This is a genomic window from Paenibacillus brasilensis, assembly GCF_009363115.1.
GTDB classification, from domain to species: domain Bacteria; phylum Bacillota; class Bacilli; order Paenibacillales; family Paenibacillaceae; genus Paenibacillus; species Paenibacillus brasilensis.
This window is the reverse complement of the sequence record NZ_CP045298.1, coordinates 3672792-3687390: the sequence shown is the minus strand read 5'-3', so window position 1 is coordinate 3687390 and position 14599 is coordinate 3672792. Positions and strand designations below refer to the sequence as shown.

Below are 14599 nucleotides of genomic sequence, written 5' to 3'. Positions count from 1 at the left end.
GTCATTATATTCCACATCTATTTAATGATTGGTTAGAAAAAAAGGAGGTATTCAAAGGTGATTATCAAACGAAATCAGGTTCCATTTAGTGTCCCCTTCGAAAATTTAGAACGGCGTGTGCTTGCTTACAATGACAAAATTATGCTAGTTGAGCATGTCATGGCGGCGGGATCAGTGTTTCCGGCCCACAGCCATCCCCACGAGCAACTTGCCTATATCTCCAAAGGCCGTTTGAAGATTTTGTGCAATGAACAAGAATATATCGTCGAAGCTGGTGACAGCTTTGCCGTTCCGGGTAATGTGGTACATCAGGTTATTGCTTTGGAGGAATCCATCGCGCTTGACTTCTTCGCCCCGGCCCGCGAGGATTATATCGCTGAAGTAAAGGAGCATTTCCATGATTCCGTGGAATAACCTATACTCGGAACGCAGCCGCCTTACCCATTCTAATCTGGTATCCGGCTCCAGCGACTTCAGCATCCAGTTGGCGGCAGGCTATCCTGATCCTTCCCTGTTCCCTCTTCAGGAATTGCACGCGGTCACCGCAGCATTTTCGGATATGAACGACACATCTGTGCTTCAATACAATTCGCCCGGAGGATTTGAACCTCTGAGAGAAGTAATTTCTGAAAAATCTAGAAAGACCTCTCTCTCTAACATTCTCGTCACCCACGGATCGCAGCAGGGACTGGATCTTCTAGCCAAGCTACTACTGAATCGTGGGGATACGGTCATTGTTGAAGCTCCGACCTTTCACGGAGCTCTATGGGTGTTCGAATCTGCCGAAGCTAAGGTGGTGAGCATTCCTGTTGACTCTCAGGGCATGGATGTGGATGCTTTAGAGAACTATTTGCGTTCACATTCCGGAGTCAACCAGCCTAAGCTGATCTATACCATTCCCACTTTCCATAACCCAACCGGCGCCACCATGCCGCTGGAGAGAAGGCTTGAGCTCATCCGCATTTCTGAAACTTACAGCATCCCCATCGTGGAAGATGCACCCTACAATGAGCTGTGGTTCGACTCGGAACCGCCACCTACGCTACTTGATTTGGGAGACACCGGACAGGTCCTCCATCTGGGCACGTTTTCTAAGACGCTGTGTCCCTCCTTCCGCGTAGGCTGGCTCACCGCTCCCGAAGAAGTCATTTCGAAATGTCTGCATTTCAAGCATATTGCAGATACTTGTTCCAACGGATTCATACAACAGGTCGTCCATAGACTTCATCTGAACGGTCACCTTCAAAACAACATTCAACGTGCTCAAAAGCTGTACCGCTCCAAACGAGATGCTCTGACGGACGCCGTGAAGCGCATTCGATCAGACGATCTAGGCTATCATGAGCCGCAGGGTGGATTTTTTGCCTGGCTAGAATTGGGAACATTCATATCGGGCGAGTTACTTCAGGAAGAAGCGCGCAAACGGGGCGTTCTAATCGCAGCCTCTCCTATGTTTTATCTAGGCAGAGAAGGAGCGTCCTCGGCATGCCGGATTACTTTCTCCTATCCGACCGAATCTGAAATTAGCAAAGGAATTCACATACTTGGAGAAATCATAAAAAACCATAAAGTAAGGGATGGTGTGGTATGGAAAACCTAGGATGGGAGGTCGAAAGAGAAGGGCAGTGGACGCTCCCCGCTTCATCCGCCCAGCAACGATTGTGGACCATTCAGCAACTTACCCCCGGCAGCAACGCCTATAATGTCCCTTTTTTGGCGACATTTAAAGGAAAGCTAGACATAACCTCTTTGGAGCAATCTCTTCGGTCGCTTACCGAACGCCACTGTGTTCTTCGTTCCTCTTTCCGTCTGATTAGCGGAGAATTGGTCCAGGTCATTGAAAAGGAAGGGACTGCGGACATAAAGGTGGAAATCGTCCAAGATGAAGCTGAACTCCAATCAAAAATTGAGCAGGAGGTCGGGGAGCCTTTCGTCATGGATCACCCCCCTCTTTTCCGCATGCGCCTGTTTGTTCAATCCTTGAATCTTCACCGACTTGTTCTAACTTTTCATCATAGTATTTTTGACGGCTGGTCGGCATCCGTCTTTTTCGAAGAATTGACAAAAACCTATGTCTCCTTGACGGAAGGTTTATCTACAGGGTTGGTTGATTTAGAACTGAAATACAAGAATTATTTCAAACAGGAGAAAAATAAGTTTCGAGATAATTCCCTAGATAGTCAAGCGGAGTATTGGAAAAAACAACTGAGCGGCGAACTCCCTAAATTACTACTCCCCACCGACAAACATAGAACTGCGGTCCAAGCTAGACAGCAGGGCGGCGTCTATACGTATGGCTTGACGCCGGAACTCAGTAGGACAATCAAGGCTTTCGCAAAACAGCAAAAAACATCCTTGTTTGTCACCCTGCTGACCTGCTTTAAAACGCTGCTCTATCGCTATACTCAGCAAACCGATCTCCTGATCGGTATTCCTTACGCTAACCGTAACCACGAAACGGTCTCTGACCTTATTGGCTTTTTGGTTAATACGCTTGTTATCCGAACCTCAGTATGCGAAACTTCTGGGTTTCGCGAATACCTATCTCAGGTGCACACCGCCGCCATGGGAGCATATAGCCACTCCGATCTACCCTTTGATGCGGTGGTCAAAGCCTTGCAGCCCGAGAGGGAAGGCGCTATCAGTCCGCTGATCCAGGTTCTATTCAATCAAAGAGAATATCGCCAAGAGATGTATAAACTTCCTCAAGTTTCGCTGGAGGTGGAAGAACTATCAAGTAGGAGCCCCCAGTTTGAACTGGTCTTTAATGTCTGCGACTTAGGCGACTCTATCCGTATTATCGCAGAATATGACGCCGGACTTTTTCGAGCGAACTCCATTGGACGCTTAGTTCGCCAGTTTGCAGTTCTTGCCGAGAGTGCGACCTCCGATCCGGAAGCATCTCTGGTCTCTTTACGACTGACGGACACAGAATCGGTGGCTGCGGAGGAGATACATAACGTGCCAATGATTCGTTTTTCCGGTACGTCCACCAGCCTGCATAAACTTTTTGAAGCGCAAGTTGAACGCGCTCCGCAGGCCATTGCCGTCGAATACAACAGTGAATCCTTGACTTATGGAGAACTCAACATCATGGCCAATCATCTGGCAAATCATCTGAGAGACCGAGGGGTGACCCGAAATACCTTGGTCGGTCTCGGCACAGACCGTTCTCCTGCACTCGTGGTGGGCATTCTCGGTATCCTCAAGGCTGGCGCGGCTTACGTTCCAATGGACCCTGCTTACCCCGCCGACCGGCTGCAGTACTTAATGGAAGACTCCGGTGTACCGTTTCTCGTCGTCCAAGATGAATTGTTGGTCAACTTTCCCTGCCTCCATACAGTACCCATATCAATTAACCCTTTTATGTCAGTGGCGGAAGACAAACCCGGTAATCCGGAGCTTGATTCTTCGTCAGAAGATTCAGCCTATGTCATATATACCTCCGGTTCGACAGGGAAACCCAAAGGATGCCTGATCCGACACCGGAACGTAATCCGCCTTTTTGAATCAACGCAGTCTTGGTATCAATTTGATTCTAGGGATGTTTGGACGCTCTTCCATTCCTACTCGTTCGATTTTTCTGTATGGGAATTCTGGGGAGCTCTCCTGTACGGTGGGCGGCTGGTGATTGTTCCTTCAGAAACTACACACTCACCAGGTAGCTTCCTAAATCTTCTCATTCAGAAGAAAGTGACTGTTCTGAACCAGACACCATCCGCCTTCTGGCCGCTAATGGATGCCATCCTATCTTCAGAATCAAAAGACCGGTTAAAGCTTAGGGGGATCATATTCGGTGGGGAAAAGCTGGAATTCGAACGTCTTGCGCCTTGGTACCGCCATTTTGAAGAGAATATTCCCCAATTGATTAACATGTATGGCATCACGGAAACGACAGTTCACAATACTTTTCGCAGAATAATAAAGGCTGACACTACCCCAGGCAGCATCAGCCGAATTGGGGAACCTCTTCCTGACCTCAAACTATACGTGCTTGACGAGCACTTGAATCCCGTGGCCGAAGGAATACCTGGAGAGTTGTACGTGTCCGGTCCGGGGGTGTCAGAGGGGTATCTGCATAGATCTGCGCTTACGGAGGAAAGATTCCTGCCGAATCCTTTCCATAAGGGGGAGCACGGGTGTTTATACCGAACAGGAGATCAAGTCCGCCAGGTAGCGAATAAAGATTATGAGTACTGGGGAAGACTGGATGCTCAGGTGAAAATCCGTGGCTATCGTATAGAACTCAGTGAGATCGAGGCAGCAATCAGAGGGCTTGCCGGCGTTAAAGCTGCCGTTGTTATTCCCCATACTGATGAGGATGCTCCTCCACGTCTGATCGCTTATGTGGTAACGAATGATCCGACGGCTTCAACCGCGGAAATGCACAAACAAATCAGACAGACGCTGCCTTCCTTTATGACGCCATCTTTTTTTGTGGAAGTGTCCTCTATTCCGGTCACCCCTAACGGAAAGGTAGACAAGTCCCTCCTCCCTGCACCTGTTCTGGAGCTGGATACGGAAGATGCCTATGTCGCAGCCTCGTCTCCGCTCGAACAGCAATTGGTTGAGATCTGGTCCCAAGTGCTGGGTGTACAAACGGTAGGCGTGGAGCATAACTTTTTTCAGATTGGCGGAGATTCCATTCGCTGCATCCAATTAGTTTCCTTGGCACAAAAAAAAGGTATTGATCTGAAAGTAGAACAGATCTTCCAGTTTCCCACAATTAGGGAATTATCTGCCCAATTTTTATCAGATAACAGGAAGCATAGTGCGGGACAGACTTACGAACCCTTCTCCCAGATCTCCAGCGAGGAGCGCGCCATATTGCAGGAAGAAGCGGTGGATGCTTACCCCCTAACCATGCTTCAGCAGGGCATGGTATTTCACAGCGAGTATAGCCCCGAAGAAGCAATGTATTACGTCTTGAACTCCCTCCTAATACGTGCCGATTACGATGGACACGTGTTAGAAAAGTCTCTTAATATATTGGTAAAACGCCACGATATTTTGCGGACTACGATCTCAATGGAAGGGTTCAAGGAGCCTTTGCAAATCGTGATGCCTTATACGTTGGTCTCCTTTTACGAATATGATATCCGAGAGCAAAGCCCAGTAGAGCAGGAGAATTATATTCGCATATGGTGGCAGCAGGAAGTGTTGAAGCTTGATTTGTCCCACGGTCCGGTCTTCACACTAACGGCACACCGCCGAAGCGACAAGACCTTTCAACTGAGTCTGTGCACGCATCATGCGCTGATCGACGGGTGGAGCGTGGCTTCGTTTTTCACGGAATTGCTGCATACTTACGTTTTCTTGCTGAAAAATCCCGAAGAAGCCTTAAGTCAGACGACTCCTTTATCCGTCCGATTTGCGGAATACGCTAGCATGGAACAAGCGCTCCTTCAGTCCCAGGAATGCCGTGAATTTTGGCAAGAATGGCTAGAAGACTGCTCGATTGCCAAAGTTCCACGGCTCGCCTTAAAATCAGAACCGACTTCGATCTTCAGCGATAGCCAGGTACAGGAGCTTCCAAAGCCCTTGCTAACCGGTCTGGATCACTTTTGCCGGGCATTCAATGTCCCTCTCCGCAGCGTCTTGCTGGCGGCGCATCTTAAAATCATGTCACTGCTGACTGGGGAACATGACGTTACTACGGGCGTCGTATATAACGGCAGACCAGAAACTATAGACGGCGACAAGGTACTTGGACTATTTTTGAATACACTTCCGTTCCGTTACAAGTTGGAGCATCAAAGCTGGATTGACTTTGTCCAAAGTCTGTGGGTGGAGGAAAACAGGCTTCTTCCGTACCGCAGATATCCGCTGTCCCAAATTATGCAGGATCACGGAGGCGCATCTCTGTTCGAGACTTTGTTCAACTACACCCACTTTCATGTTTACAATGAATTCGATAACAACAAAGACATCGCCATTATGGAGAGTAACGACTATTCGGCGCCCATTTATCCGTTAGTTGTTGATTTTTTCCGTGATGTCGCCTCGGATACCCTTCGGCTTGCTCTGGTATGGGACTGCCGAGAATTCGAACGGATTCAGATAGAATCAATGATGAATTTATATATACGTACATTGGCGGAAATTGCACGTACCCCTCATCTGTCCAGCCTATCAGTGCCAAAACTAACTGAAAACGAACGGCAGACGATTCTTTATGAATGGAATCGGTGTGCTGAGCCGTCTTGCAAATTTACTCCGGTTCACCAAATGTTTGAGCGTCAGGTAGTTGCCACCCCTGACAAAACGGCGGTCGTCGACGGCAATATCCGAATCTCGTACGAGGACCTAAATCAAAAGGCGAATAGTATCGCGCACAGCTTGAATCGCTCTGGAAGTGGAACTAATTCCTTGGTCGGCATCATGCTATACAAATCTTGGGAGGCGGTAGCGGCGATTCTCGGGGTTCTCAAAGCCGGGGGCGCTTATGTACCGCTTGATCCCGACTATCCACAGGAACGGCTGGATCATATGATAACGGAATCTGCGATTAAGGTCTTGATCACAGATCAGGCTTCGATTCTGAAAGAAAACTCAGGGATACGGATACTGTCGTTAAAAGAAGCCCTTGCATGTGAGGACTATAGTAACCCGGTCCATTCTACAGCAGATAATCAATTGGCCTATGTCATTTTTACCTCCGGTTCAACGGGTAAGCCAAAAGGGGCCATGAACACGCAAATCGGACTTTCCATGGCTTATGACGCTTGGAACAAGGCCTACGATTTACGGAATATCGGTTGCAATCTACAGATGACAAGCTTTGCTTTCGATGTGTTCACTGCGGATGTGTTCCGGACGCTATGTTCCGGCGGCAAGCTTCTACTTTGCCCTCAGGAATGTCTTATGAACGCGCCGGAGATGCATACTCTAATGGTACGAGAACAGGTCGATTTTGGCTTTTTTCTACCTGCTGTCATGAGAAATCTAGTTTGGTATCTCGAAGAGGGCAATTTGAAGCTTACCAGCGTTAAAGTCATTATTGTAGGCGCTGACTACTGGTTTCCCCATGAATACAATAATCTCCAAAAAGTATGCGGACCAGCCACCAGAGTCATCAATTCGTATGGCGTCGCGGAAGCGACGGTAGACAGCATCTACTTCGAGGGGGAAGGTAGCCGCATACTGGAGCAGGGCAACATCCCGATCGGTCGTCCTTTCGCTAATATGTCTTCCTACATTCTGACTCCCGATCTAGAGCCCCTCTACCCGGGTATAATTGGCGAGTTATACATTGGTGGAAGCTGCGTCGGTCAGGGGTACATTAACCGTCCGGAACTGACGGAAGAGAAGTTTGTCGATAGTCCGTTTGTGCCAGGAGAACGCCTTTACAGAACGGGCGATCTGGGAAGGTACTGGCCAGACGGCAACATCGAGTTTATTGGGCGTCGGGATCATCAACTAAAGGTAAGGGGTTACCGTGTTGAATTAGGTGAAATCGAATCGGCGTTACGGTCGGTGATGGGTGTAAAGGATGCCGTCGTTATCTCTTACGAAAGTGAACCTTCCCTTTTTCAGCTTCAGGCCTATCTCGTTTTTGTCGACAACAGCAAAAAGGATATTCAACTGGTAAAAAAAGAACTGAAACGGAAACTTCCGGATTATATGATGCCAAACACCTTTTTCCTATTGGACCAAATGCCCTTGAATCCCAATGGCAAGATCGACCGCAACCGGGTCGCGGCGTCTGGAGGAACTCCGATCAAGACTGAGGTTCCTTATATCCTAGCCAGAAATAAAACGGAGTTGCTGCTCACTTCCATCTTTACAGCCATACTGGGTACCAAGCGGATCAGCGTGCTTGAAAATATCTTCGATATTGGAGCCGATTCTCTAGCTGCACTCAAAATCCTTGCAAGAATCCGAGCCAAATTACAGATTGAATTGACCTTGAAAACGCTCTTCACAAATCCAACAATTGCCGAACTTGCCAGAGAAATAACGGGTTATGTGCCGGCATCACCAGCTTTAACGCTAGAACGAACAGACATTCAGCCTTACGCGCCCCTTTCATACGCCCAGCAGCGCATCTGGTTTTTCGAATCCCTGCAGCCCGGAACCGGAACCTATCACGTACCTGTCATCCTGAAATTTACCGGTCCGCTTGATTTTTCTATCCTCGAAAACAGTTTGCGCAAATTGGTAGAAAGACATGACGCTCTGAGAACCACATTCCAGATGAGCAAAGGACATCTCATTCAGACAGTCCTTCAGACGGATTTCGAGTTAAGGAAGCTGAAGTTGGAAGATTACAATGAACAGGACACCAATAAGAAATGGCAGCAAAAGATAGCTGGAAGCGTCAAGCACCCTTTTCGATTGAATGAAGAAGCCTTGTTTCGAGCCGAATTGATACGTGTTGAATCCGAAGTAAATCTACTGATTATTACAATGCATCATATGATTACCGATGGATGGTCTGTCGACATCCTCATCCACGAGTTGTCGCAGCTATATAATGCAGGTGTAGGAAAGACAGAATCCTATCTTCCTGATCTAAAGTTCAGATATACCGATTTCGCGAGTTGGCAAAGAAAAATAGTTGAGGGAGGCGACATTCAAAACCAAGTTGAATATTGGACTCAAAAGCTCAGAGACGTCACCGATGTCCTGCAGCTTCCACTCGACTTCCCGCGCCCCGCGGAAAAAAGCTACCGAGGAGCAGCGGAAACGCTGGAACTGCCTCTAGAGTTAATGGTTTCATTGCAAGAGTTAGCACAGGAGAAGGAATCGACCCTTTTCATTATTTTACTATCAGCTTATTTTGTTCTGCTCGCACGTTATAGCGGACAGGAAGATATTGTCGTAGGTACTCCAGTTACGAATCGAAGCCACGAAGAGCTTGAACATTTGGTAGGACTGTTCGTCAACACGCTGGCCATCCGCTCCACTGTGTCCGGCGACTTGTCTTTCTTGGAGCTCATTGCTCAGGTGAAAATGTCGCTGCTCGAAGCCCTGGATCACTCAGACCTTCCATTTGAGCATTTGGTATCGGTCCTAAATCCGGAAAGAAAACTGAGCCTGACTCCATTGTTCCAGACGATGTTCCTGATGGAGCAGCCCACCGATTTGCCGGAGTTCAATGGAGTGAGGGCGGAGCGAGTACCACAGGACGGAGAGGCGTCAAAATGCGACATTTCGCTTTCTGTTAGCTACCATCCTGAACGGTTGACTGCGATAATCACGTATGATCCCGACTTGTTTCTTCCGTCCACCATTAGAAAGATGTTGGAAAATTTTGGAATATTGTTGCAGAGCATCACAGAGAACCCGAAAACGGTTCTTAACGGGCAGGCTCTCGTCGCTCCGTCCCAGTTTACGGAATTGATATATCTGGGAAGCGGGAACTGCCGCAACTATGAAGAGAATCTTTGCCTGCATGACTTGTTCACCCGCCAGGCGATGCAAACTCCCGAAAGCATAGCGTGCGTATGTGAGGATGTCTCCCTGACTTACGAGGAACTCAACAGGAAGTCTGACCAATTGGCGCGCTTTCTGCGCCGCATGGGAATCGGTGTAGAAACTTTTGTGGGAGTGTACATGGAAAGCTCGGTAGAAATGGTGATCGGACTTTTAGGGATTCTGAAGGCGGGGGGAGCCTTTGTCCCACTTGAACCTTCTATGCCGGTTAAGCGGATTCACTTCATTCTCGAGGACTCCAGTGTCTCTCTGATTGTGAGTCAAAGCTTGTTGTCAGACAAGCTTGATTGTTATTGTCCTATCGTCAATGTGGATAAAGATTGGAGCTTGATCACAAACGAGTCTATGGAAACCAGGCTACCCGACATGATGCCCGGATCGGCCGCATATATCCTTTATACCACCGGATCGACAGGACAGCCAAAAGGCGTAGTTGTCGAGCACAAGCAAATTATAAACTACGTTCTAGGTATCTCAGAGACACTACAACTAGCTGAATGCTCTACCTTCGCCATGGTGCAACCGCTGGCTGTGGATTCATGCCAAACAGTTTTGTTCCCAGCTTTCTGCTCAGGTGGAACACTTCACCTGGTCACCCGTGAGCTTGCGCTGAACGCTCCCGGTCTGGCTGAATATTTCTCCCAGAATCCAATCGATTGTCTGAAAATAGCTCCCTCACACTTGCAGGCTCTGCAAAATCTGTCAAGCATACAGGCATTTATGCCGCGCAAACGGCTGATTCTGGGCGGAGAAGCGTCGAATTCGGAATGGATTCGGGAGTTGCTGAAACACAAGGGTGTATGCCAGATTTACAATCATTACGGTCCTACCGAAACCACTGTAGGGGTTTCCACCTTCTACGTTCAATCGGAAAATAACTTAACGGACATCGGTATTCCAGTCGGCTATCCTCTACCCAATATCCGTTTTTATATCGTGGATCCAAGCGGATGTCTGGTTCCCAAAGGAGTTGTAGGCGAGCTATGGGTCGGAGGGGCTGCAGTGACCAGAGAGTACCTTAATCAGGGATGTCTTACCCGGGAGAAGTATTCTTACACTTCCTTTGAAGGCATGAACGGGGAGCGGGTATACAGAACGGGTGACAGGGTTCGCATGCTCCAGGACGGAGCTATTGAATTTCTAGGACGCCTGGATGATCAGGTTAAAATTAATGGCTACCGGGTTGAACCAGCCGAATTGACACGAGTATTGTCGGAGCTTTTGGACGTTCGAGAAGTCGTCGTCTTGCCAAAGACTTTACAAGACGGAGCGAAGCATCTGGTCGCTTATCTGGTTCGGGCAGGTGTTAACAAACCGTCAGACGAAAAAATAAATGCTTATATTCTAAGGGCTCTACCTTCTTATTTCCTCCCTTACGCCTATATCTGGATGGATGAACTTCCACGTACGCTGCAGGGGAAAATCAACCGAAGCGCGCTCCCTGAGGTAGAGACCCGGACTTTGCCAGAAAAATACCACACTCCGCAGAATGAAGTAGAAAAAGAATTAGCGGACATTTGGTCCAACATCCTCGATCAAGAAAGAATCGGAATATATGATAATTTCTTCCGACTCGGTGGAGATTCGATATTAAGCATGCAACTAATCGCGCAAGCTCACAGCCGAGGATGGCATTTGACACTAAAGCATTTGTTTCAGTATCAGACCATTGCCGAATTGGCCTGGTTTATTCGTCAAACCGAATCGGTAGCACATGAAACTGAAACGAATACAGACGGAGCTCCTCTAAGCCCAATGCAAGCTTGGTTCTTTGAGCATCAGTCAGAACATCAGGGCCACTGGAACCAGTCGCTGCTTCTGGAGCTTGATCCCTCTCTGTCTTATGAACTCTTGGACAGAGCTGTCTCCGTCCTTATCCAGCATCATCCGGCACTGCGCACGCGCTTCGTACAGGACAGGGATCACCAGTGGATACAGGAAACTATATCCGATACACCGGATTATCCTGTGGCAATCGTCAATTTACAGGACATGGATGCTGAAGAAGCTGAAGAAGCTTTGGCTTACCATGCCAAACGCTATCAGCAGTCAGTTTCCCATACAAGAAGTAGCATGTACAGCATGATTTACTTTTACCGGGGAGAACGTGGCAGATCAATGCTTCTCATTATCCTCCATCATCTTATTGTCGATGGAGTTTCGTGGAGAATTTTAACCGACGATTTACAAACGGTCTGCGGACTGCTGCTCACTGGGCAAGAACCGAAACTTCCGGCAGCCACCTCTCCGTTCCAGGTCTGGGCAAAGAATATGCACGAACAGGCCCTAAAGCTTGACCCTAAACAGGAGCTTGAACAATGGAACTGGCTGCGGGATGAGAAGATTCCGTCGCTGCCGATCAATAGCATCCTTGAGAATACGGAACGTTACGCGGAAACCATAACCGTAGCTCTGGAACCAGAAACGACCGACCTTCTAATTAGGACGGCACCTGTTTTGTGGGATGTACATGTGAATGCGGTGTTGCTTGCCGTCCTTACTGAAGCCTATCAGCAGTGGAGTGGATACGATTGTCTCGTGGTTGATCTCGAAAGTCACGGGAGGGGGCATTCCGAATTGGATCTGTATCGGACCATAGGCTGGTTTACGACACACCTTCCTGTGCTTCTCAAGTCCGCGCCAGACGGGATTCGCTCAACCGTCCGGTATATCGATGCGACCCTGAAGCAAGCGGATGAATCGGGTTGGATATTGGGCTGGCTGAAATATGCCCATCCCGAGAAAACCATACGGAGAAAAGCACAGATGCTGCCGCAGCCAGGCATAAAATTTAACTACCTAGACCAATTCAACACACTGAGCGGGGGATCTCTCTTAACTATTTGTGATCATTACGAAGCGGAGGATCGGTCATCCGAGAGCAATAGATCACATCCGATCTGCATCGACATGATGGTCACGAACAATAGGCTCCGGATGCAATGGACTTACAGCAAAGAACAAAGCTCACCGGAGGATATTCAGCTTCTTGCCGATGCCTACATCAGGTTGGCGGTGGAAGTATCGAAGAATATCCGGTCGTTAGCCAAGGAAGAAGTACAGTCCGACCCCTTGCTGGAATGTCGACATCCGAGTCTCGTGCCGTTCAATGGCGCTGGCGTTGGCAAGCCCCTGTTCTTCTGTGTTCATCCAATTACAGGCAACGTACACAGCTACCTTGAACTTGCCCAAATGATACAATCCCGTTATCGGTTCGTCGGCATTCAGGCACCGTCGCTTGATGAACCAGGACTGCTGTTCGATGATATGACAGATATGGCTCTCTACTATATCGAGGGCATCCAAACGGTTCAGCCCCATGGCCCCTACTATTTAGGGGGATGGTCCATGGGTGGAATGGTAGCCTTTGAAATGGCTCGCCTGCTTCAGATGCGCAGAGAAGAAGTAAAGTGCCTTGTCATTATGGATAAAGATGCGTTCCGGCCTAGGTTCGCTAATGAAGCTGAGTATATACTGGCCTACTTATTCGAAGAAGGAATCCCGACATGGGAGGAGAAATTTCTAGGTATGAATGCGTCGGACAGGTTGAATTGGCTCCTAACCCAAGATGAGGTTAGGAAGCGATACGGCAACAACGATTCCATGTTTATCAGGCGGCATCTGGAGCTTCTACTGAACCATATCCATATGCTGTGGAACTACGCACCGCAGCCGTATAACGGTAGTCTTCTCATCGTTTCTGCAGCGAATACCGTGCAAAAGACAGGCAATGATCCAGCTTTGGGCTGGAGCAAGCTGGCTGCCGATCTCCAGGCGGAAACCATACCGGGAGATCATTATTCCTTTATACAGAAGCCCCATGTTGAACAACTTGCGGAGCGAATCCTGAATTACCTACCCGAAGCGAAAGAGGTTAATCGATGACAAATTCAAACACGACTTCATCTCTGCAAAACGAGAAGGATGAGCATGCAGTTTCGGCGCCTAAACTCCTGGAACTGCCCCTCTCCTATATTCGGTTTTTGATGGGAATGTTCATTTCCAGACTCGGCGATTCTCTGTTTACCTTTGCTATTCCCTGGATCTCCTACGAATTAACCCAATCCAGTATCGTTATGGGATCCATGTATGCGGTGAGCGTTTTGCCAATTGTCTTGTTTGGTCCGGTTGTCGGCAGTATGGTCGACCGATGGGAACGCAAAAAGCTGATGATCATAACCGACAGCTTCAGAGCGCTGCTCGTTGCACTAATACCCCTGCTGCACTTTGCGGGCGTTCTGCAGCTATGGCATCTTTATGCGATTACCTTCGTGCTCACCGTACTTTCACTAATGTTCGATGTTTCTATCGTTGCCATTATTCCTATGCTTGCTCCCAACCAGTTGACTCGGGCTAACGCCTCCTACCAGTTGACCAACCAAATTGCGGAGCTGGCAGGACCGCTACTTGCTGGTTTGATTATTGTAGCCATTGGAGGATTCAACACGCTTTGGCTCGATGTCATATCATTTGTTGGAACACTTGTCGTTCTGATCCTCATGCCAAGCTTCAGCAAGCCCAAGTCGTTAGCCAGCCTGTCGCAGATTTTTAAAGACATCGGTGAAGGTTTCAAATGGCTTATTCGTTCAAAAATTAATCTGTCCTTCTCCTTTCAGGCAATGATCGGCAACTTCGGTTATAGCGCGGCCTTCGGCGTGTTGATGTTCTACCTGCTGAACACCCTCCATCTGAGTACCCAGCAAAGCAGCATCAATTATACCCTGCTCGGATTTGGAGGCATCATCGGAAGCATTCTGGCTGTTCCACTGGAGAAGCGGTTCCGCCGAGGCGCATTAATCCCCGTGCTGCTGGGGATCGGAACGGTTGGTTTCCTTTTTGCCTCAGTCAGCCATTTCTGGCTTGCTCCCGGGATCGCTTTTTTCTCGGTTACAGTCTGTAACGTCGCTTGGAATACGATTGTTACCTCCATACGCCAAGAGACCATTCCTTCCGATATGATCGGTCGAGTACTCGGCTTTTCCAGAGTGCTGACCCGTTTGGCCATGCCCTTGGGAGCGATGACCGGAGCTGCCCTATCGGAATGGACCGATCCACGTGCAGTATTCGCTGTAGCAGCGGGCGCCAAAATCTTGGAGGTGGTCATCGCGCTGGTGACGCCAATCCGAAAGCTTTGAGCATAAAACAGTACAAAATTATTTTG

General features: G+C 48.5%; 4 protein-coding genes. All 4 read left to right on the top strand.

Features of this window, described 5'->3' with window-relative positions; translation table 11 throughout:
• The first annotated feature begins 57 nt into the window (after positions 1-57).
• From GCU48_RS17460 to GCU48_RS17445, 4 genes are read left to right on the top strand one after another with little or no spacing between them, the layout of a single operon-like run.
• Complete coding sequence (locus GCU48_RS17460) at positions 58-414, top strand: cupin domain-containing protein (protein WP_208811857.1); 357 nt, start codon at positions 58-60, stop codon at positions 412-414.
• Complete coding sequence (locus GCU48_RS17455) at positions 398-1600, top strand: aminotransferase-like domain-containing protein (RefSeq protein ID WP_152380892.1); 1203 nt, start codon at positions 398-400, stop codon at positions 1598-1600. The genes GCU48_RS17460 and GCU48_RS17455 overlap by 17 nt, the downstream gene beginning before the upstream one ends.
• On the top strand, positions 1588-13323 hold the full coding sequence (locus GCU48_RS17450) for a non-ribosomal peptide synthetase (protein ID WP_152380891.1): 11736 nt from the start codon (positions 1588-1590) through the stop codon (positions 13321-13323). Before GCU48_RS17455 ends, GCU48_RS17450 begins: the two co-directional genes overlap by 13 nt.
• On the top strand, positions 13320-14573 hold the full coding sequence (locus GCU48_RS17445; protein WP_152380890.1) for an MFS transporter: 1254 nt from the start codon (positions 13320-13322) through the stop codon (positions 14571-14573). The genes GCU48_RS17450 and GCU48_RS17445 overlap by 4 nt, the downstream gene beginning before the upstream one ends.
• Positions 14574-14599 lie beyond the last annotated feature (26 nt).

Bases quoted from the DNA above. Each gene is read 5' to 3' on its own strand.
- GCU48_RS17445 (WP_152380890.1), top strand. From the start codon at position 13,320: ATGACAAATTCAAACACGACTTCATCTCTGCAAAACGAGAAGGATGAG.
- GCU48_RS17455 (WP_152380892.1), top strand. From the start codon at position 398: ATGATTCCGTGGAATAACCTATACTCGGAACGCAGCCGCCTTACCCAT.
- GCU48_RS17450 (WP_152380891.1), top strand. From the start codon at position 1,588: ATGGAAAACCTAGGATGGGAGGTCGAAAGAGAAGGGCAGTGGACGCTC.